Source organism: Actinotalea sp. (assembly GCF_041597215.1).
In the GTDB taxonomy this organism is placed as follows: Bacteria; Actinomycetota; Actinomycetes; order Actinomycetales; family Cellulomonadaceae; genus Actinotalea.
Map to the genome: position 1 here is coordinate 1 of NZ_JBFHHB010000022.1, position 21,217 is coordinate 21,217.

Sequence of the window (21,217 nt, forward strand, 5' to 3'; positions counted from 1 at the left end):
GAGCGCCCGTGCCGCGCGAGCTCGGCGTCGAGAAGGGTGAGGTCGTAGGCGGCGTTGTAGGCGACGAGCGGTTCTCCGCGCCGGAGGGCTGCGACCAGGGCCGTGGCGATCTCCTCGACGGCCGCTCCGGGCGCCTGCCCCTGCTGCCTGGCCGTGGCGGTGTCGATCCCGTGCACGGCCGTCGCCGCCGCAGGGATGGGGATGCCGGGGTCGAGGAGCCATGCCGACACCTGGGAGGAGGGCCCGGCCGGTCCAGGACCGGCGCTGCGCCGGACGAGGGCGGCGGACACGATGCGGTCCCGGTCGACGTCGACACCGGTGGTCTCCGTGTCGAAGCCCGCCATCGGCCGTGCGATCCAGCCGTTCCCTGCTGTCATGCCCTGCTCCCGCCGTCCGGAGCCCTCGCCCCGCGCTGTGCCGTCCGTGACCCTGCCGTCCGTGAATCCTGCAGTCCGTCGACCCTGCCGTCCGTGGACCCTGCCGTGCCTGCACTGTGTCACCGAGCGCCGACACCGCAGCAGCACCACGCCGCGGTACCGAGACGTGGCCGCGCACGCCCCCGCGCTCCGCGCACCGCTAGCCTTGACCGGTGAGCAACGAGATCGAGATCGGCCGGGGCAAGCGCGGCCGCAGGGCCTACTCCTTCGACGACGTCGCCGTCGTCCCCTCGCGTCGCACGCGCGACCCGGAGGAGGTCTCCGTCGGCTGGCAGATCGACGCCTACCACGTGGAGCTGCCGATCCTCGCGGCGCCCATGGACTCCGTGATGAGCCCGGAGACGGCCGTGCGGTTCGGTCAGCTCGGCGGCATCGGCGTCCTCGACCTCGAGGGGGTGTGGACCCGCTACGAGGACCCGACGGCGCACCTCGCCGAGATCGCCGGGCTCCCGAGCGACGCCGCGACCGCGCGCATGCAGGAGATCTACTCCGCACCGATCATCCCCGAGCTGGTCACGGCGCGGCTCAAGCAGGTCCGTGAGGCAGGGGTGACCGTCGCAGGTGCCCTGTCCCCGCAGCGCACGCAGCAGCTGTGGAAGCACGTCGTGGACGCCGGAGTCGACCTGTTCGTCATCCGCGGGACGACGGTCTCCGCCGAGCACGTCTCGGGCCGGGCGGAGCCGCTCAACCTCAAGAGGTTCATCTACGAGCTCGACGTCCCGGTGATCGTCGGCGGCGCCTCGACGTACACCGCTGCCCTCCACCTCATGCGCACCGGTGCGGCCGGGGTGCTCGTCGGCTTCGGCGGCGGCGCCGCGCACACCACGCGCGTCTCGCTCGGCATCCACGCGCCGATGGCGACCGCCGTCGCCGACGTCGCGGCCGCGCGCAGGGACTACCTCGACGAGTCCGGTGGCCGCTACGTGCACGTCATCGCCGACGGAGGGGTGGGTCGGTCGGGGGACATGGTCAAGGCCGTCGCCTGCGGCGCCGACGCCGTCATGCTCGGATCGGCGCTCGCCCGCGCGGCCGAGGCCCCCGGCCGTGGATGGCACTGGGGCCCGGAGGCCCATCACCCCCAGCTCCCGCGCGGCGAGCGGGTCCAGGTCGGGACCGCCGGCACGCTCGAGGAGATCCTCTTCGGGCCGGGCCGGCAGGCGGACGGGACGCTCAACCTCATCGGCGCGCTGCGGCGCGCGATGGCCACGACCGGCTACTCCGACCTGAAGGAGTTCCAGCGCGTGGAGGTCGTCGTCTCGCCGTACCAGCCGTTCTGACCGGCGCGCAGCCGACCCGAGACCGACGAACGGCCCGGGGCCCCGACAGGGGTCCCGGGCCGTTCTGCGTGCAGGTCAGGTCCGATCCTGCCCTCCCACGCCGCGCCCGGGACCTTCGGCCCACGAGCACCCGGGGGCGCGCGACGAGAGCGCGATCTCCGCCGCCGTGTCCGGATCGTTTCCCGGAAAGGGTTGACGAGCGGGTGGAAACGGAAGTAGACAAAGACATACCAACACAACCGGGCATCCACGGAGCTCGACGACGTCGAAGGGGACGCGGTGTACGCAACGTTGCGGCAGGGCGAGATCGTCTCCCGCGCACGTGCCGACGGCCGGGTGGACGTCCGTGAGCTGGCCGAGCTCCTGCAGGTGACCCCGGAGACGGTGCGTCGTGACCTGACCGTCCTGGAACGCAGGGGCGTCCTGCATCGCGTGCACGGCGGCGCGATCCCCGTCGAGCGGCTCGGCATCGAGCCCGCCGTCGCCGAGCGCGAGGGCCGGATGGCAGCGGAGAAGGACCGCATCGCGAAGGCGGCGATCGACGAGCTCCCCGAGGGCGGCTCGATCCTCATCGACGCCGGCACGACGACGATCCGGTTCGCCGACCTCCTCCCGCAGGACCGCGAGCTCACGGTCGTCACCCACAGCCTGCCCATCGCCTCGTTGCTCGCCGGTCGTCCCGCGGTGCGGCTCCACCTGCTCGGTGGTGTCGTGCGGGGGCGCACGCTCGCTGCCGTCGGGGCCTGGGCCGAGCGCGAGATCCGCGACGTCTACGCCGACGTCGCGTTCGTCGGCACCAACGGCCTCACGGTCGAGCGGGGCCTGACCACACCGGACCTCGACGAGGCCGGTATCAAGCGCGCGCTGATCGCCTGCGCGCGTCGCACCGTCGTCCTGGCCGATCACACGAAGATCGGCCGCTCCGAGTTCGCTCAGGTGGCGCCGCTCTCAGCGGTGGATACGCTCGTCACCGATTCCGGACTCGCCTCAGACCTCGCCGACGAGATCGAGTCGGCCGGACCCAGGGTGGTATGCACGTGATCATCACAGTCACTCTCAACCCGAGCCTCGACCGCACGATCGAGGTCCCCGACCTCGTGCGCGGGCATGTGCTGCGCATCACCGGCGGGCACCTGCACCCCGGTGGCAAGGGCGTGAACGTCACACGCGCCCTGCTGGCCAACCGCGTCCCGAGCCGCGCCGTGCTCCCCGTGGGAGGGCAGGAAGGGGCGCAGCTCGTCGAGATGCTCGGCGACGACGCGGTGGACGCGATCACCGTCTCGATCGCCGGGCACACCCGGACGAACATCGCGGTCGCGGAGCCCGACGGCACGGTGACCAAGCTCAACGAGCCCGGTCCGGTCGTCTCGCCTGCCGAGCTCGAGGCCGTCGTCAGCGCGGCACTGGACGCCGCACGCCCGGGGGACTGGATCGTCCTGTGCGGGAGCCTGCCCCAGGGTGCCGACCCGGACATCTACGCCCAGATGGTGGGGCGGATCCGGGAGCGCGGCGTGCGCGCTGCGGTCGATACGAGCGGACCTGCCCTGGCGCGGGTCGTCGCCGCGGGTCCCGATCTCATCAAGCCGAACGCGGAGGAGCTGGCCGAGGCCGTCGGGCGTCCGCTGCCCACGCGCGCTGCGGTCGTCGAGGCGGCGCGCGAGCTCCAGGAGGCAGGCGCCCTGCGCGTGCTGGTCAGCCTCGGCGGGGCCGGCGCGATCCTGGTCGACGAGGACGGCGTCCAGGTCGGCACCTCCGTCGCCCTCACCCCGCGCAGCACGGTCGGGGCCGGTGACTCGTTCCTCGCGGGCTACCTCTCGGCGGAGTCCGCAGGCGGGGCGTCCGCGCTCGCCACGGCGCTGTCCTGGGGGGCGGCCGCCGTCCAGCTCCCGGGGACCCAGATGCCCGGGCCCCGCGACATCGACCCTGCTGCCGCCCGGGTCCTCACCGACGACGAGCTCGTGGGCCTGATGGACGCGCCGCTGGTCGGCACGGACTGACCAGGGGTGCCTCAGCGGATGCCCGGCATGTCGCCTCGCGCTCACCACACGATCCGACCCCTACGACGTACACGAAGGAGCCTTCCATGAGTCACCCTCTCATCACAGCCGACATGGTCGCGCTGGACCTCACCTCGGACGACCGGGAGACCGTCACCCGGCAGCTCATCGACCTCATGGCCGCGCAGGGGCGGGTCACCGACGCCGAGGGGTTCCACGCCGACGTCCGGGCGCGTGAGGCGCAGATGGCGACCGGCATGCCCGGGGGGATCGGCCTTCCGCACGCCCGCTCGGAGCACGTCAGCGTCCCGAGCCTCGCCGTCGGGCGCGTGCCCGGTGGTGTGGACTTCGGCGCCCCCGACGGCCCCGCCACCCTGGTGTTCCTCATCGCCGCCCCCGCCGGCGGCGACGCGGACCACCTCAAGATCCTCGCCGCCCTGGCACGACGCCTGGTCCACGAGTCCTTCAGGACCTCGATCCTCGAGGCTGCTGACGGCGGCACCGTTGCCGAGATCATCACACGAGAGGTGGTTACCTCATGAAGTTCGTCGCCGTGTCGTCATGCCCCACGGGCATCGCACACACCTACATGGCTGCCGAGGCGCTCGAGCAGGCCGCAGCGGCGGCCGGGCACGAATGCGTCGTCGAGACCCAGGGCGCCGCGGGTTCCGTCCCGCTCGACCCCGCTGTCATCGCCGCCGCCGATGGCGTCATCTACGCCGCCGATCTCGAGGTCCAGGGCAAGGAGCGCTTCGCCGGGAAGCCGACGGTCGACGTCGGGGTGAAGAAGGCCGTTCACGACGCCCCCGGGGTCATCGCCCAGGCGGTGGCGGCGGTGGCCGCAGCTCCGGCTGCCGGTGCAGCCGGGGCCGCGCCGGCTCCGGCCGTGGCTGCCGCGCCGGCCCGTCAGGTCGGCACCGCGACCCGGATCCGCCAGTACCTGATGACCGGTGTCTCCTACATGATCCCGTTCGTCGCGGCGGGCGGAATCCTCATCGCCCTCGGCTTCCTGCTCTCGACGGTTGCCTGGAGCGCTGACGGCCCGATCGAGGTCACCGCCGTCGACCAGGCCGTCCTGTGGACAGCCTTCGAGTGGGGCAACCTCCAGCACTGGTCCGTCCTCCTCTTCCGGATCGGCGTGGTGGCATTCGGCTTCCTCGTCCCGGCGCTCTCGGCGTACATCGCCTATGCGATCGCCGACCGACCGGGCATCGTCCCCGGCTTCGTCGGCGGGATGCTCGCCGGCATGGTCGGCGCAGGCTTCCTCGGCGGCATCGCGACAGGCTTCCTTGCCGGCTACCTCGCGCACTGGCTGTCCACCCGCAACGTCCCCAAGGGCGTGCGCGGTGTCATGCCCGTCGTGGTGACCCCGCTCGTGGCGACCCTCATCACCGGCGCGTTGACGATTCTCGTGATCGGCCCGCCGATGAAGGGCATCAACGACGGATTGACCGGCTGGCTCGACGGGCTCGGGACCTCCGCGCTCGTCCCGCTCGGCGTCATCCTCGGCCTCATGATGTGCTTCGACCTGGGTGGTCCGGTCAACAAGGTCGCCTACGTCTTCGCGACCACCGGCCTGGCGAACGCCGCGACCAGCAGTGACAAGCCCGCGCTCATCATGGCCGCTGTCATGGCTGCCGGGATGGTCCCGCCGTTGGCGATCGCGCTGGCCACGTCCCTGCGGCCCTCGCTCTTCTCCGAGGCCGAGCGCGAGTCCGGCAAGTCGGCATGGCTGCTCGGCGCGTCCTTCATCTCCGAGGGCGCGATCCCGTTCGCTGCAGCAGACCCGGTCCGGATGATCCCGTCCTTCATGATCGGTGGCGCCGTGACCGGTGGCCTCTCGATGGCCTTCGGCTCCGGAATCCTCGCCCCTCACGGTGGCATCTGGGTCGCAGCGCTCGCCAACAAGCCGCTCCTCTTCCTCCTCGCCCTGGTCGTCGGCATGGTCGTCTCGGCCATCGCGGTGGTCGTGCTGAAGAGCATCGGTCGCAACCCCGAGGAGTCGGCCATCGACTCCGTCGACAGCGTCGCCGCACTCGCCGGCTCGCGCTGATCGTTCCTGCCCGTCCGCTCCGAAAGGCATCTCATGTCCCAGCGCACCGTCGTCATCGCCTCCCGCGTGGGTCTGCACGCGCGTCCCGCGTCCCTGTTCACCCAGGCCGTCGCCGCCTCCGGGGCGAGCGTCACCATCGGCAAGCCCGGTCAGCCGGCGATGGACGCCTCCAGCATCCTCATGGTGATGGCCCTGGGGGTCGGGCACGGCGAGGAGGTCGTCCTCGCGTCCGAGGACGAGACGGTCCTCGACGAGCTCGTGGCCCTGCTCGAGACCGACCTCGACGCCGAGTGAGCTCCGAGATGAGTGAGCAGAGCATCGTCCTTCAGGGCGTCGGCGTGGGCCGTGGAGCCGTGTGGGGGCCGGTCGCGACCGTGCGCCCGGCCCCGGAGGTCCCCGCGGACGAGCCCGTACCGGCTGACCGTGCCGCGGCGAAGGAGAAGGTCCTCGACGCCTTCACCCTCGTCGCCAAGGGGCTCCGGGCCCAGGCCCAGGGAGCCTCGGCGACCGTCGCCGACGTCCTGAAGGCCACGGCGCAGATGGCCGACGACCCGGCGCTGCGGGAGCAGACCGGCCAGCGCATCGACAAGGGCGAGCCGCCGATGCACGCGCTGACCGCCGTGGTGGCCTCCTTCGCGGAGATGTTCACCGCGGCCGGTGGCTACCTCGCCGAGCGGGTCACCGACCTCAACAGCGTCCGCGACCGGGTCGTCGCCCGCTACCAGGAGCTCCCCGAGCCCGGCGTGCCACCTCTGCCGTGGCCGTCGATCATCGTGGCCCCCGACCTCTCGCCGGCCGACACGGCCGCTCTCGACCTCGACAAGGTGCTCGGCATCGTCATCGAGCAGGGTGGGCCGACCGGGCACACGGCGATCATCGCCGGTCAGCTCGGGCTGCCGTGCGTCGTGCGTGCCACCGGTGCGTCACAGCTCGGCGACGGCGACATCGTCGCGCTCGACGCAGCGCACGGCACTGTCACCCTCGACCCCGACGACGAGACGAGGGCTGCGGTCGAGACCCGACGTGCCGGCCTCGCAGCGCTCGCCGAGGCCACCGCGGACGGTGCGACGGCCGACGGTCACCACATCGCGCTGCTGGCGAACATCGGCACAGCGGAGGACGCCGAACGGCTCACCGACGCAGCGGTCGAAGGAGTGGGGCTCTTCCGCACGGAGGTGCTCTTCCTCGGCGCGACGACGGCTCCGACGGTGGAGGACCAGGCCACGGTGTACACGCGTGCCCTGGCCGCCCTCGGCGGGCGGAAGGTCGTGCTCCGGACGCTGGACGCCGGGGCGGACAAGCCGCTCGCCTTCGTCACCCAGGCAGGCGAGGAGAACCCCGCCCTCGGGGTGCGGGGCTTCCGGCTCGTCCGGCATGCCGAAGGCCTGCTGCGGACCCAGCTCGAGGCGATCGCCCGCGCGGCGAAGGAGTCGGGCGGCACCCCGTGGGTGATGGCGCCGATGATCGCGACCGTCGAGGAGGCCCGGCAGTTCTCCGCGATGGCGCGCGAGGCCGGGATCGAGACCGTCGGCGTGATGGTCGAGGTGCCTGCGGCCGCTCTGCGGGCCAAGGACATCCTCGCGGAGGTCGACTTCGTCTCCCTGGGGACGAACGACCTCGCGCAGTACACGATGGCGACGGACCGCCTGCTCGGTTCGCTCGTGGACCTGCTCGACGCCTGGCAGCCGGCCCTGCTCGACCTCGTGGCGGCCACCGCCGCTGCTGGGGTCGAGACCGGCAAGCCGGTCGGGGTCTGCGGCGAGTCGGCCGCCGACCCGGTGATGGCGCTCCTGCTCACCGGGCTGGGGGTCACCAGCCTGTCGATGTCGCCGTCGGCCGTGCCCGCCGTGCGCTTCGCCCTGAGCCAGCACAGCCTGGAGACCTGCCGGGCGATCGGCGAGGTGGCGCGGAAGGCGCCCACGGCCGCCGAGGCGAGGGCCGCGGCGTTGACACTCGTGGACCCGCACGTGCGTGAGGTGCTCGCGCTCGACTGAGCCCGGCTCGACCGGCCCCGCCGGACAGGACGATGCCCGCCCCGTGACCACGGGGCGGGCATCGTCGTCCCGGCGCGCTCAGGCGGTGAGGAGGACCTCAGGCGGCGAGGAGGACCTCAGGCGGCGAGGAGGACCTCAGGCGGCGAGGAGCCAGTCCAGCGCCTCGTCGGCCGACCAGCCCTCCGGGTGCAGCGCGAGGAGCCGCTCCGCTCCGAGCAGGTCGGCTCCGAGGGTGACGAGCGTCTGCTCGGCGTAGCCGTCCGCCCTGGTCTGGCCCAGGCCGACGTCGGCGGCCAGGGCGTTGCACAGGCAGGCGCGACCGCGGGTCTCCTCCTCGGTGCCCCCCTTGCGGACGAAGACCTCGACGGGCTCGGCGGGGCAGCGGTAGCCGACCCGCCCGCGCTCGGTGAGGTAGGCGGTGCGCAGGTAGCCGAGGTCGCACAGCCGGGGCCGCTCCGCGCGGATCGCCGGGTCGGACAGCGTGCCGTCGAGCTGGGCGACCTTGAAGGGGAAGCCCGTCGGCGACGCCGCGGCGTCGGTGAGCACCTCGAGCGTCCCGGAGCGCAGCTGATCGAGCAGGCGGGTGCGGAGCTCCGGGCTCAGGCCGGAGTCCGTGCTCAGGGCGAAGACGGTGCCGATCTGCACGCCCTGCGCCCCGAGCGCGCGGGACTCCCGCACGGCCTCGGGGGTGCCGAGCGAGCCGGCGATCCAGAACGGCAGGCCGATGGCCGCGACCTTGGCCAGGTCCGCCTCGTCCCGCGGGCCGAACACGGGCTGACCTCGATCGTCGAGCGTCATCCGTCCGCGAGGCGGGGCGTTGTGGCCGCCGGCGCGCGGGCCCTCGATGACGAAGCCGTCCGGCCGGATCGCGTCGTCGCGGTCGAGGTAGCCGGCCAGGACCTCGCTGGAGATGATCGCGAGGAAGGCAGGCCGGGGGACGGCAGGGAGCGTCTCGCCCAGCAGGGCGACAGGGTCGAGCACGGCGGCGTGCTCTCCGCCCGGAGCGCCGGCGACGTCGACCGGGAGCCGGACGGGCCGGTGCTCGGCGAGCTCGTCGAGCAGCTGCGGGAGGTGGCGCGGGATCCCCGCCCCCATGAGCACCACGTCCACCCCGGCGAGCATCGCACCGTAGGCGGCAGCGGGTGTCGCCATCTGGATCTTCTCCAGGTAGTTGATCCCCACCGGGCCGGTGCGGCCCTCCTTGGCGAGCCACACCTCGACGAAGTTCGCCAGCACCGTGAGCTCGTTGCCCGCGCGTCCGGGGCGCAGGCTCGCCCGCGGCACGGGCGCGTACGGGACGCCCGGCTCGCGGCCCTCCGGCCGCAGGTAGCGGGCGAGCACGCGCCCGACGAGGGCCTGGACGGGGAACGCGGCCAGTGCCCGGCGGACGGAGCCGTCCCGGTCGCCGTCCTGGAGGCGGCGTGCCAGGACGAGGTCGAGGGCCGTGCCCGAGACGACCCCGAGCTGGCCGCGGCGTGCGACGGCGCGGGCCAGACGCCAGGAGGACACCGCGACACCCATGCCGCCCTGGATGATCGAGGGCAGCACGCGGAGCGGGGGTCGGGACGGCGGTGCGGAGTGGGGCTGGACAGCAGGCACGGCATCCTCTCGTCACCTACGGGAGCGTAAGTTACGCAACCGTAGGCAGGCGAGGGACGCCGTGCCGGGACCATCGGCCCTGGTGGGCAGACGGGCCGCAGGTGGCAGCGCCGCCCGATCGGTCAGCGCTGGGCGAGCAGCTCGACGGCCTCGCGGGCGATCTCGAGCTCCTCGTTGGTCGGCACGACCCACACCGCGACCTCTGCGCCGTCGGGGGAGATCTGCGTCTCCGCCTTCTTGCGGCCGGCGTTGCGCTCGGCGTCGACCTGGATGCCGAGCCGCTCCAGCCCGCTCAGCGCGTTGATCCGCACGATGTCGTCGTTCTCGCCGATCCCGGCCGTGAAGACGATCGCGTCGACGTGGCCGAGCTGGGCGTAGTACGCACCGACGTAGTTCTTGATCCGGTGGTAGTACACCTCGAGGGCGGTGCGGGCCTTCTCGTCCCCGGCCTCGACGGCGGCGTGGACGTCGCGCATGTCGGAGGAGCCGGACAGGCCGAGCATCCCCGACTTGCGGTTGAGCAGGTCGTCGAGCTCGTCGGTGCTCATCCCCGCCACCCGCTGGAGGTGGAAGAGGACGGCCGGGTCGATGTCGCCCGAGCGGGTGCCCATGACCAGGCCCTCGAGGGGGGTCAGGCCCATCGAGACCTCGACCGAGACACCGCCGCGGACCGCGGAGGCCGAGGCCCCGTTGCCCAGGTGCAGCACGATGACGTTGATCTCCGACGGGTCCTTGCCGAGGATCTCGGCCATGGTGCGCGAGACGTACTTGTGCGAGGTGCCGTGCGCGCCGTACCGGCGGATGGCGTACTTCTCGGCCAGGTCCCGGTCGATCGCGTAGGTGTAGGCGGCGGCCGGGAGGGTCTGGTGGAAGGAGGTGTCGAAGACGACGACGTGCGGGACCGTCGGGAAGGCGTGCCGCGCTGCGCGGATGCCCTGCAGGTTCGCGGGGTTGTGCAGCGGGGCCAGCGTCGCGAGGTCCTCGATCTTGGCCTCGACCTCGTCGTCGACGAGGGCGGGGCCGGCGAAGACCGAGCCGCCCTGGACGACCCGGTGGCCGATCGCCGACAGGCTCTCGGCGGTCAGCTCGGGTCCGTGCTCGGCGAAGAGGGCGAGCACGGTCGCCATGCCCGACTCGTGGTCGGCGACGGGCTGCTCCAGCTTGACGACCCCGTTCGGGCCCTCGTGCTTGAAGGCGCCCATCTCCTGGCCGATGCGCTCGACCAGGCCGGTGGCCAGCGCCTCACCGCTGTCGACGTCGACCAGCTGGTACTTGATGGACGACGATCCGGAGTTGACGACCAGGACGCGGGTGCTCACAGCTGGGCTCCTTGCGGGGTGGTGGGAACGGCCGTCCCGGACGGGGAGACCTCGACGGTGACGTGCTGACCCTCACCCTGGGGGGTGATGGCCTGGGCCTGGATCGCGGTGATCGCGACGGTGTTGACGATGTCCTGGACGAGGGCGCCGCGGGACAGGTCGTTGACGGGCTTGCGCAGACCCTGCAGCACCGGGCCGATGGCCACGGCGCCGGCCGAGCGCTGCACGGCCTTGTAGGTGTTGTTGCCCGTGTTGAGGTCGGGGAAGATGAAGACCGTCGCCCGGCCGGCGACGCTCGACTCCGGCATCTTCGTCTTCGCGACGGAGGCGTCGACCGCTGCGTCGTACTGGATCGGGCCCTCGACGTTGAGGTCGGGGCGGCGCTCGCGCACGAGGGCCGTCGCGGCGCGCACCTTGTCGACGTCGGCGCCCGAGCCGGACTCGCCCGTCGAGTACGAGAGCATCGCGATCCGGGGCTCGATGCCGAACTGGATCGCCGTCTCGGCAGAGGAGATGGCGATGTCGGCCAGCTGCTCGGCCGTCGGGTCGGGGTTGACGGCGCAGTCGCCGTAGACCAGGACGCGGTCCTCCAGGCACATGAGGAAGACGCTGGAGACCACGGAGGTGCCCGGGACGGTCTTGATGATCTCGAAGGACGGCTTGATCGTGTGCGCCGTCGTGTGCATCGCGCCGGAGACCATGCCGTCGGCGAGGCCGAGCTGGACCATCATCGTGCCGAAGTACGAGACGGAGCCGACGATCTCCCGTGCCCGCTCGACGGTCATCCCCTTGTGCTTGCGCATCTCGGTGTACTCGGCGGCGAAGCGCTCGTGCAGCTCTCCGTCCTTGGGGTCGATGACCTTGGCGGCGGAGATGTCCAGGCCGAGCTCGGTCGCCCGCGCGCGGATCGCCGTCTCGGATCCGAGGATCGTCAGCTGCGCCACCTCGCGCTGCAGGAGCGTGCTCGCCGCGCGCAGGATCCGGTCGTCGCTTCCCTCGGGCAGGACGATGTGCTTGCGGTCGCCGCGGGCCCGCGCGAGCAGCTCGTACTCGAACATCAAGGGGGTGACGACGCTCGGCCGGGAGACGTCCATCCGGTCGAGGATCGCCGTCCCGTCGACATGCTTCTCGAAGAGGGCGAGGGCGGTGTCGACCTTGCGCTGCGAGTCCGCCGTGAGGCGGCCCCGGGTCGCCGCGGCACGGCTCGCCGTGGCGAAGGTGCCCATGTCGGTCCGGATGATCGGCAGCCGAGCCCCCAGCCCGTCCACGAGCCGCGAGACCACAGGTGCCGGGTAGAAGCCGCCGTTGAGGATGATTCCGGCCAGCGAGGGGAATCCCTCGGCGGCGTGCGCGACGAGCAGGCCCAGCAGGATGTCGGCGCGGTCGCCGGGCGTGATGATGATCGCGCCGTCCGTCAGCTTCTCGAGCAGGTGCTCGATCGACATCGCGCCGACCATCACGTCGAGCGCCTCGCGCTGCAGGAGGGCCTCGTCGCCGACCATGAGGCGGCCGCCGACGGCCTCCATGAGCGCACCGACGGTCGGGGCGTCGAGCAGACGGTCGTCCGGGACGGCCCAGGCGGGCAGGTCGTAGCCCAGGGCAGCGCGCATCGCGAGAAGGCTCTGGGACGGGCAGCGGTTGGCCACCACGCCCAGGACCTCGGCATGCTGCGCCCGCAGCTCGGAGACCGCGACCTCGGCCATCGACCTGACCTCGTCCGGCTTGCGGCCGGCGCCGCGCACCACGAGGAGCACGGGGGCGCCGAGGTTGGCCGCGATCCGCGCGTTGAGCGCGAGCTCCGTCGGGCCGGCGACATCGGTGTAGTCCGAACCGACGATCACCACGACGTCGCAGCGTCGCTCGACGTCGTGGTACCGCGAGACGATGCGGGAGAGCGCGGCCTCCTGGTCGGCGTGCACCTCGTCGTAGGTGACGCCGACGCAGTCCTCGTAGGCGAGGTCGACGCCGTCGTGGGCGAGGAGCAGCTCGAGGACGTAGTCGGGCGCGTCCGTCGAGCGGGCGACGGGTCTGAACACCCCCACCCGCGCGACGGTCCTGGTCAGGAGGTCGAGCAGCCCGAGGGCGATCGTCGACTTCCCGGTGTCGCCCTCGGCGGACGTGATGTAGATGCTGCGTGCCACGGGTCAGCTACTTCCTTGTCGGTCGATCGTGGTCAGTGTCGGACTACTCGTTGTCCCCGCCGGTGCTGGCGGTGGCCGAGGGGCCGCCGTTCCCCAGCGCGCCGTCTCCGGCATCGGGCCAGACCCAGTCCCGGATCTCGGGCATGTCCTCGCCGTGGCTGCGGGTGTACTCCCGCGCGGCGAGTCGGGCATCGACCATCGTCTGGCGCAGGTTGGCCTGGCCGGAGCGCAGCCAGTGCACCTGGTCGATGACGTCGATGACGAGCTTGTACCGGTCGAGGTCGTTGAGCATGACCATGTCGAACGGTGTCGTCGTCGTCCCCTCCTCCTTGTAGCCGCGCACGTGCAGGTTCCCGTGCCCGTTGCGACGGTAGGTGAGGCGGTGGATGAGCCACGGGTAGCCGTGGTAGGCGAAGACGATGGGGCGGTCGGCGGTGAAGATGTTGTCGAACTCGCGGTCGGTCAGTCCGTGCGGGTGCTCCCGCTCGTCCTGCAGGCGCATGAGGTCCACGACGTTGACCACCCGGACCATGAGCACCGGCAGCTCGCGACGGAGGATCTCGGCTGCCGCCAGGACCTCGAGCGTGGGGACGTCTCCCGCGCAGGCGAGGACGACGTCGGGCTGCTTGCCCTCGACCTCGGTCCCTGCCCAGTCCCAGATCCCCAGCCCGCGCGTGCAGTGCGCGACGGCCTGCTCCATCGTGAGGAAGTTGGGTGCCGGCTGCTTGCCGGAGACGACGACGTTCACGTAGTTCCGGCTGCGCAGGCAGTGGTCGTACGTGGAGAGCAGCGTGTTCGCGTCCGGCGGCAGGTAGACCCGCACGACCTCCGCCTTCTTGTTGACCACGTGGTCGATGAAGCCGGGGTCCTGGTGGGAGAAGCCGTTGTGGTCCTGGCGCCAGACGTGGCTGGACAGCAGGTAGTTCAGGCTCGAGATCGGGCGGCGCCAGGGGATGTCGGCGGTGACCTTCAGCCACTTGGCGTGCTGGTTCATCATCGAGTCGATGATGTGGATGAAGGCCTCGTAGCAGTTGAACAGCCCGTGACGACCCGTCAGCAGGTAGCCCTCGAGCCAGCCCTGCATCTGGTGCTCGGAGAGCATCTCCAGCACCCGGCCGGCGCGGGCGAGGTGCTCGTCGACCTCCGGGCCCTCGAACGCGGCGTTCCACTGCTTGTCCGTCGCGTCGAAGACCGCCTGGAGCCGGTTCGACGCGGTCTCGTCCGGGCCGAAGATCCGGAAGTTGTGCGGGTTGAGGCGGATGACGTCGGTGAGCCACTCGCCGAGCACCTTCGGTGCCTCGCTGATCGACCCGCCGGGAGCAGGCACCTCGACCCCGTACTCGCGGAAGTCCGGAAGCCGCAGGTCGTGGAGGAGCAGGCCCCCGTTGGCGTGCGGGTTGTCGCTCATGCGCAGACCGCCCTGGGGAGCGAGGGCGGCGATGTCCTGCGCGACCCGGCCGTCGGCGTCGAAGAGCTCCTCGGGGCGGTAGGACGCCAGCCACTCCGCGAGGACCTCGAGGTGGGCGTCGGTGTCCCTGGCGTTGGCCAGCGGCACCTGGTGCGCGCGCCATGAACCGGTGGTCTTCTTGCCGTCGATGTACGCCGGGCCGGTCCAGCCCTTGGGGGTGCGGAAGACGATCATCGGCCACATCGGGCGGTTCTCGTCGCCCTCGGCCGCCGCACGCTTGATGGCGGCGATCTCGTCGAGCACGTCGTCCAGGAGCGCGGCGAAGCGGCGGTGGGTCTCGATCGGGGCCTCGTCGTCGAATCCCGCCGTGAACAGGTACGGACGATGGCCGTAGCCGACCATGAGGGAGGTGAGCTCGTCCTCGCTGATCCGGGCGAGCACGGTCGGGTTCGCGATCTTGTACCCGTTCAGGTGGAGGATCGGGAGCACGACGCCGTCGTTCTTCGGGTTGACGAACTTGTTGGAGTGCCAGCTCGTGGCGAGTGGTCCGGTCTCCGCCTCGCCGTCGCCGACGACCGCAGCGACCAGCAGGTCGGGGTTGTCGAACGCGGCGCCGTAGGCGTGGGAGAGCACGTAGCCGAGCTCCCCGCCCTCGTGGATCGAGCCAGGGGTCTCCGGTGCGACGTGGCTGGGGATGCCGCCCGGGAAGGAGAACTGCCGGAAGAGCCGACGCAGGCCCTCGGTGTCCTGGGTGATGTCCGGGTAGACGGTGGAGTAGGTCCCGTCGAGGTACGCGCTCGCCACCAGCCCGGGGCCGCCGTGGCCGGGACCCGTGAGGTAGATGGTCGACTGGGAGCGATCCGCGATCGCGCGGTTCAGGTGCGCGTAGAGGAAGGTCAGTCCCGGGGTGGTGCCCCAGTGGCCGAGCAGGCGGGGCTTGACGTCCTCACGGCTCAGGGGCTCCCGCAGCAGCGGGTTGGCCAGGAGGTAGATCTGCCCGACGGAGAGGTAGTTCGCCGCGCGCCACCAGCGGTCGATGCTCTCCAGGGTCGCGTCGGTCGGTGCGGCGCCACGGGTGGCCCATGCGGCGTCGACGTACGCGGTGGGAGTCATGCCTTCTCCAGTGCTGCTCGGCCCGACATCGAAGGAACGGGCGGTTCTAGCATGCCGGGTCTCGCGGAAGAAACATGGGACGTTTAGCCCGCGCGTCGCGTCATCGCTGCGTGGAGCACTGACGACGTGGTCCGCGAGAGCCGCCCGGACGTGTCGGCTCCACCTCACCACATCACGGTGCCGATGCGCACGGGGGTGCGGGGCGGTCGGGGCTCGGTACCGTTGACGCATGACACCCGCGCGTGAGCTCTGGCGGACGGCGCGGTCCCCCCGGATGATCGTGCTCCTGGTGATCCTGCTCGCCGCGGCGGCGGTCTGCGCCCGGCTGGGGGTCTGGCAGCTCGACCGCGCGGTCCAGCGCGGAGAGGTCGCCGCCGCTGCAGCCGCCGCCGAGGCCGCGACGGCGGACCCCGAGCCGATCGAGACGGTCCTGGCGCCGCAGACCGGATTCCCGTCCGCCCTCGTCGCGCACGCCGTGACAGCGCGGGGCACCTTCGAGGACGGGCAGCTGCTCGTCCCCGGACGGGTGCTCGACGGGGTCGAGGGCGTCCTGGTGCTCTCCCCGTTCAGGGTCGCCACCACCGGTGCCGTCCTGCCCGTCGTGCGCGGATGGGTGCCGAGCCTGGAGGAGGCTGCGGGCCTCGCCGCCCCGAGCGGCCCCGTCGAGCTCACGGGGTGGCTCCAGGTCGGCGAGGCGGCCGGGACGGGAGCCGCGCCCTCGGGCCAGATCGACGCGATCAGCCCGGCCGAGCTCGTCAACCTGTGGTCCGGGCCGATCTACTCCGGGTACCTCGTGCTCACGGACAGCTCCCCTGCCCAGGAGGGTCCGCTGGAGGTCCTCGACCCGCCGAGGACCTCGAGCAGCGGCGGCCTCAACCTGCAGAACCTCTCCTACGCCCTCCAGTGGTGGCTCTTCGGCGGTTTCGCGGTCCTGCTCTGGGCGCGCATGGTGCGCGACGGGACCCAGGACCGCCTCCACCCCCCGCAGCTCGAGGTCTCCGCGCAGGACTGAGTCACTCCTGCTGCCAGGACCGCCACAGCGCCGCGTACTCGCCGTCGGAGGCGACCAGCACCTCGTGCGGGCCGAGCTCGGTGATCCGGCCCGCGTCCACGACCGCCACCCGGTCCGCGTCGTGCGCCGTGTGCAGCCGGTGGGCGATCGCGACGACCGTCCGCCCGGCGAGCACAGCGGACAGCGAGCGCTCCAGGTGCCGGGCCGCTCGTGGGTCGAGCAGGGAGGTCGCCTCGTCGAGGACCAGCGTGTGCGGGTCCAGCAGGACCAGGCGAGCCAGCGCGACCTGCTGCGCCTGGGCGGGGCTGAGGCTCAGACCGCCCGACCCGACCGCCGTCTCCAGGCCCTCGGGCAGCGCCCCGAGCCAGCCCCCGGCGTCGACCGCGTCCATCGCCGCGAGGAGCTCGGCATCGCTCGCCTCCGGTGCGGCGAGCCGGAGGTTCTGCGCGATGCTCCCCACGAAGACGTGGTGCTCCTGCGTGACGAGCGCGACGTGGCCGCGCAGCTCGTCGAGCGGCAGGTCGACGAGGGGGACGTGCCCGACGGTCACCGAGCCGCCCGTCGGGGGGTGGATCCCGGCGAGCATGCGCCCCAGCGTGGACTTCCCGGCCCCCGAGGGGCCGACGACGGCGAGCCGCTCACCCGGCAGCAGGTCGAGGTCGACCTCGTGCAGCACGTCGTGGCCGGGTCGGTACGCGTAGCGCAGCGCCCTGGCCTCGACCTGCTCGCCGTCGGGGGCGGCGGAGCCCGGCGAGCGGTCGGGCTCGACGAGACCGACCCCCAGGATCCGCGCGAGGGAGGTCCCGCCGACCTGGATCTCGTCGAGCCAGAAGATGAGCTCGCCGACCGGCTGGCTGATCCCGAGCGCGTAGACGGCGATCGTCGCGACGGCACCGACGCTCGCGGTGCCCTGACCGACGAGGACCGCACCCCACAGGACCGTGGCCACGACCGGCAGGACGAACGAGAGGTCGACCCCAGGGAACAGGACCGTCCGCAGCCGCAGGGTCGCGGACTCGGCGTCGAAGGCCTCGCGCAGGTCGGCGTCGATGCGAGCCCGGCGCTGCGGGCCCAGGCCGAGGGCGTCGATCGTCCGCGCCCCTTCGACCGACTCGCTGATCGAGCCGTTCAGCGACGCGTAGGCGGCGGACTCGCGCAGGTAGGCGGGCGTGGCTCGGCGCAGGTACCACCGGGAGGTGAGCACGAGCAGGGGTGCACCGGTCAGCAGGGCCACCGCCACCCGGGCGTCGACGACGAACGCGGCCGCCAGCGTGAGCACGGTGGTGACCGAGGCCACGAGGATCCTGGGCACGCCGAAGCGCACGGAGTGCTGGGCGCGGTCGATGTCGTTCGTCGTGCGCCCGAGCAGGTCCCCGGTCCCCGCGCGCTCCACGGTCGACAAGGGCAGCCGGGTGACCGTCGTGATGAAGTCCTCCCGCAGGTCGGCGAAGACGGTCTCCCCGAGCACGCGGGCGGCCCGCTGCGCGTACCGGATCAGGACGGCCTGCGCGAGCACGGCGACCAGCAGCCCGACGGTCGCGCGGTCGACGATGTCGGCTGCCTCCCCGGCCACGACGGCGTCGACGATCCGGCCCAGCAGCCATGGCCCGACGAGGCCCGCGACGGCCGCGAGCCCGTGCAGCACGAGCACGACGGCGAGCGGACGCCGGTGCGCGCGCAGCAGCGCGCGGGTCTGCTCCCGGAGCAGTCCGCGGTCAGCGACGGGAAGGCGCACGGTTCTCCTCCTCTTCGGTGCTGTCCTCGGCCTCGGCCCGCGAGACGACGGCCCGGTAGCGGTGGCCCGCGGGCCCGTCGTCGGTGAGCAGGCTGTGATGGTCGCCACGGGCGACGACGCGGCCGTCGTCGATCAGGGCCACCTCGTCCGCGTGCTCCAGGACGAGGGGGCTGGCCGTGACCACCACTGTCGTCCGGCCCGCTCGGGCCGGCCCGAGCCGCTGAGCGATCCTCGACTCGGTGTGCGCGTCGACGGCACTCGTGGGTTCGACGAGGACGAGCACCTCGGCCTCGGTGAGCAGCGCCCGGGCCAGGGCCAGGCGTTGGCGCTGGCCTCCGGACAGGGAACGACCCTTCTCCTCGATCTCCCCGTCGAGCCCGTGCGGTACCGAGTCCAGCACGTCGCCCGCGTCAGCCGTCGCGAGTGCGGAGAGCAGGGCTGCGTCGTCCGCGTCTCCGCCGCGGTCGAGCCCTGAGCGCAGGCGCCCGGTGAACAGGTGCGGTGCCGACTCGGCGACGACGATCCGGCGCCGCACCTCGGCGAGCCCTCGCTCGGCGAGGCGGGTCCCGCCGAGCCGCACGAGGGAGTCCTCGATCCGGTGCTCGGCGCCCAGGACCCCGAGCCGGACCGCGAGTGCTGCGCTCTCGTCCGGGTCTGCCGAGACGAGCGCCGTCAACCGGCCCGCACGGACCCGCAGACCGCTCCGTTCGTCGACGAGGTCCTCGGCCGGCCGGAGCCTGGCTGCGGGCGAAGGGTCGGGGCTCAGGGGCCGGTTCCGCTCGGCGGGCCGGGGCCCGTCGTGCTCCGCTCCCGTCGTCGGGACGGCGAGCACCCTCAGCATCCGCCGGACCCCGACGACTCCGCGGGTGAGGATGCGCAGGGCGTCGGTCGCCACGTCGAGCGGCCCGGTGAGGAACGCGGCGTAGCCGTAGAAGGTGACCAGCTGCCCCGGGGTGATCGTCCCGGCCGCCGCCAGGCGGGCGCCGAACCACACGATGCCGGCCAGGAGCAGCCCGGGGAGCAGGACCGTCAGCCCGTCCAGCAGGGACTGGGTGCGCGCGACGGCCACCCCTGCGGTCCGCACCCGCTGGGACTGCTCGCGGTACCGGGCGGCGAACGCCTCCTCCCCGCCGATCCCACGCAGGATGCGCAGGCCCGAGACGGTGTCGGCGCCCAGGGTGGTCAGGCGACCGGCGGCCTCCCGCTGGCCCGACTCGCGCCGGGTGAGCGGCCGGACGACGAGCCCGAGGACGGCGGCGACCGCCGGCAGGCCGATGAGCACGGCCACTCCCAGCGGGACGGAGGAGCGCAGCAGGAGGACGGCGACCACCAGGTAGGCGGCCACCGCGCCCAGCAGCCGCGGGACGATCCAGAAGACCTCCCCGACCCGCAAGGAGTCCGAGGCCACCGTCGAGACGACCTCGCCGGTCGGCAGCTCCACCGTCACGGCGTCGCCGGTGCGGGTCACGTGGTGCCCGAGCAGCTGGGCCGAGCGGAAGGCCGCCCTGACCCAGTTCTCCACCGCGCGCCGGTGCTCGACCACGTTCGCGAGCACACCGACCGTTCCGACCGCGAGGAGCACCAGCACCCCGCGCACGACCTCGTCCGTCGGCCCGTCCTGCAGCCCGTGGTCGAGCACCCGGCCCAGGAGGTAGGGGAGCAGGGCGGTGGCGACGAAGCCGCAGGTGCCCCAGGCCGAGGCGGACAGCACGAGGCCCAGCTGGCCGCGCGCGACCCAGCCGAGGTAGGCCTGCGGCGAGGTCAGCGGCGGGGTGCCGGGATCGCGATAGGGCATGGGGCGCACAAGGGCACGGTACGACCGGGGGCCGACGGGGGGCGACGGGATATCCCCGGTCACGTGGGAGCCGGGAGAGGTGCGCCGCCCCGGTGAGGGAGGATGGACCCCACAACATCGGTGGCGAGGCGCTCGTCGAGCGCGCGAGGAGGGCTCCGTGGCGGTCAAGGAGTGGAGCGTGCGGGCTGCCGGAGCCCTCAGGCGCTTCCGGGTCATGGCGTGGGTGACGGGAACGATGCTGCTGGTCCTGTGCCTGGAGATGCTCCTCAAGTACGTGCTGAAGGCCGACGAGTCCGTCGTGCGGCTCTTCGCGTGGGTCCCGCAGGCGCACGGACTGGTCTACATCGTCTACCTCGTCACCGTGATGGACCTGTGGAGCACGATGCGCTGGCGCCTCGGGCGTCTGGTGACCATGGTCCTCGCCGGGGTCGTCCCGGTGATGAGCTTCGTCCTCGAGCGCCGCGTGCACGCCGACGGTGCGGCCCGGCTGGCCTCCGTCACTAGACTCCCCGCGTGACCGCGACCCCCACGCCCAGCGACGGCCCCGTCCTCGTCGTCGACTTCGGCGCCCAGTACGCCCAGCTCATCGCGCGCCGCGTCCGTGAGGCGCACGTGTACTCCGAGATCGTCCCGCACACCTGGAGCGTCGAGCAGATGCTCGCGCGCCACCCCTCTGCCGTGATCCTCTCGGGCGGCCCGGCGAGCGTGTACGCCGAGGGTGCGCCCGGGATGGATGCCGCGCTCTTCGAGGCAGGTGTGCCCGTGCTGGGCATCTGCTACGGCTTCCAGGTGATGGCCCAGGCGCTCGGCGGCACCGTCGCGCAGACGGGGGTGCGCGAGTACGGCGGCACGCCCGTCGCGGTCCCCGCCGCCGGCGAGCTGCTGGCCGGGTCGCCCGAGGCCCAGCAGGTCTGGATGAGCCACGGTGACGCCGTGCACGCTGCGCCCGAGGGCTTCGAGGTCCTGGCGACCTCGTCCGGCTCGCCCGTCGCGACCTTCGAGGACCGTGGGCGTCGCCTCTACGGGATGCAGTGGCACCCCGAGGTCAAGCACTCCCCGCTCGGCCAGGACGCCCTGGAGAACTTCCTCTACCGCGGGGCCGGGCTCTCGCCGACCTGGACGGCGGGGAACGTCGTCGCCGAGCAGGTCGAGCGGATCCGGGCGCAGGTCGGCGACGCGCGGGTGATCTGCGGGCTCTCCGGAGGGGTCGACTCGGCCGTCGCCGCCGCCCTGGTCCAGCGCGCCGTCGGCGAGCAGCTGACCTGCGTGTTCGTCGACCACGGGCTGCTGCGTGCGGGGGAGGCCGAGCAGGTCGAGGAGGACTTCGTCGCCGCGAC

At 72.6% G+C, this 21,217-nt stretch carries 17 protein-coding genes; 10 read left to right on the forward strand and 7 right to left on the reverse strand.

The annotated features are described in order from the left end of the window. On the reverse strand, positions 1-377 hold a 377-nt coding region (locus ABWK99_RS03165), incomplete at its 3' end, for an exonuclease domain-containing protein (RefSeq protein ID WP_372593244.1). Positions 378-589: 212 nt separating this feature from the next. Between ABWK99_RS03165 and ABWK99_RS03170 the strand changes: the two genes are divergently transcribed. The 7 genes from ABWK99_RS03170 to ptsP all read left to right on the forward strand — a co-directional run bounded on the left by ABWK99_RS03170 (position 590) and on the right by ptsP (position 7,758). Beyond that, entirely contained in the window at positions 590-1,714 is a 1,125-nt protein-coding gene (locus ABWK99_RS03170; protein WP_372593245.1) for a GuaB3 family IMP dehydrogenase-related protein, read from the forward strand. A gap of 279 nt (positions 1,715-1,993) precedes the next feature. Next, complete coding sequence (locus ABWK99_RS03175; protein ID WP_372593246.1) at positions 1,994-2,755, forward strand: DeoR/GlpR family DNA-binding transcription regulator; 762 nt, start codon at positions 1,994-1,996, stop codon at positions 2,753-2,755. Next, on the forward strand, positions 2,752-3,711 hold the full coding sequence (gene pfkB, locus ABWK99_RS03180; RefSeq protein ID WP_372593247.1) for a 1-phosphofructokinase: 960 nt from the start codon (positions 2,752-2,754) through the stop codon (positions 3,709-3,711). The genes ABWK99_RS03175 and pfkB overlap by 4 nt, the downstream gene beginning before the upstream one ends. An 86-nt stretch (positions 3,712-3,797) precedes the next feature. Continuing rightward, positions 3,798-4,253, forward strand: coding sequence for a PTS sugar transporter subunit IIA (locus ABWK99_RS03185; RefSeq protein WP_372593248.1), 456 nt, complete (start codon positions 3,798-3,800; stop codon positions 4,251-4,253). Beyond that, on the forward strand, positions 4,250-5,764 hold the full coding sequence (locus tag ABWK99_RS03190) for a PTS fructose transporter subunit IIC (RefSeq protein WP_372593249.1): 1,515 nt from the start codon (positions 4,250-4,252) through the stop codon (positions 5,762-5,764). The genes ABWK99_RS03185 and ABWK99_RS03190 overlap by 4 nt, the downstream gene beginning before the upstream one ends. 33 nt (positions 5,765-5,797) lie before the next feature. After that, positions 5,798-6,058, forward strand: coding sequence for an HPr family phosphocarrier protein (locus ABWK99_RS03195; RefSeq protein WP_372593250.1), 261 nt, complete (start codon positions 5,798-5,800; stop codon positions 6,056-6,058). 8 nt (positions 6,059-6,066) lie between these two features. Beyond that, on the forward strand, positions 6,067-7,758 hold the full coding sequence (gene ptsP, locus ABWK99_RS03200) for a phosphoenolpyruvate--protein phosphotransferase (RefSeq protein WP_372593251.1): 1,692 nt from the start codon (positions 6,067-6,069) through the stop codon (positions 7,756-7,758). A gap of 135 nt (positions 7,759-7,893) precedes the next feature. Here the strand turns inward: ptsP and ABWK99_RS03205 are convergent, their stop codons facing one another. From ABWK99_RS03205 to ABWK99_RS03220, 4 genes are all read right to left on the reverse strand, one after another. Then, positions 7,894-9,357 (reverse strand): nitronate monooxygenase, encoded by a 1,464-nt coding sequence (locus ABWK99_RS03205; RefSeq protein ID WP_372593252.1) that lies wholly within the window; start codon positions 9,355-9,357, stop codon positions 7,894-7,896. A 122-nt stretch (positions 9,358-9,479) separates the two neighbouring features. Then, entirely contained in the window at positions 9,480-10,676 is a 1,197-nt protein-coding gene (locus ABWK99_RS03210; protein ID WP_372593253.1) for an acetate/propionate family kinase, read from the reverse strand. Next, a complete protein-coding gene (gene pta, locus ABWK99_RS03215) occupies positions 10,673-12,817 on the reverse strand; it encodes a phosphate acetyltransferase (RefSeq protein WP_372593254.1) in 2,145 nt (714 codons plus the stop codon). The genes ABWK99_RS03210 and pta overlap by 4 nt, the downstream gene beginning before the upstream one ends. A gap of 43 nt (positions 12,818-12,860) precedes the next feature. Continuing rightward, entirely contained in the window at positions 12,861-15,338 is a 2,478-nt protein-coding gene (locus ABWK99_RS03220; protein WP_372593255.1) for a phosphoketolase, read from the reverse strand. 229 nt (positions 15,339-15,567) lie between these two features. Between ABWK99_RS03220 and ABWK99_RS03225 the strand changes: the two genes are divergently transcribed. Further along, entirely contained in the window at positions 15,568-16,350 is a 783-nt protein-coding gene (locus ABWK99_RS03225) for an SURF1 family protein (RefSeq protein WP_372593256.1), read from the forward strand. A 1-nt stretch (position 16,351) separates the two neighbouring features. On the opposite strand, the gene ABWK99_RS03230 is transcribed toward ABWK99_RS03225, so the two are convergent. Continuing rightward, positions 16,352-18,085, reverse strand: a complete 1,734-nt coding sequence (locus tag ABWK99_RS03230) for an ABC transporter ATP-binding protein (RefSeq protein ID WP_372593257.1) — start codon at positions 18,083-18,085, stop codon at positions 16,352-16,354. Beyond that, positions 18,066-19,880, reverse strand: a complete 1,815-nt coding sequence (locus ABWK99_RS03235) for an ABC transporter transmembrane domain-containing protein (protein WP_372593260.1) — start codon at positions 19,878-19,880, stop codon at positions 18,066-18,068. The genes ABWK99_RS03230 and ABWK99_RS03235 overlap by 20 nt, the downstream gene beginning before the upstream one ends. Positions 19,881-20,037: 157 nt before the next feature. Here ABWK99_RS03235 and ABWK99_RS03240 point away from each other — a divergent pair, with 157 nt between their 5' ends. Both ABWK99_RS03240 and guaA read left to right on the forward strand, forming a co-directional pair. Further along, positions 20,038-20,397 (forward strand): DUF3817 domain-containing protein, encoded by a 360-nt coding sequence (locus ABWK99_RS03240; protein WP_372593258.1) that lies wholly within the window; start codon positions 20,038-20,040, stop codon positions 20,395-20,397. Further along, positions 20,394-21,217: glutamine-hydrolyzing GMP synthase (guaA, locus tag ABWK99_RS03245; RefSeq protein WP_372593259.1), on the forward strand; the 824-nt coding region annotated here is incomplete at its 3' end. The genes ABWK99_RS03240 and guaA, both read left to right, overlap by 4 nt.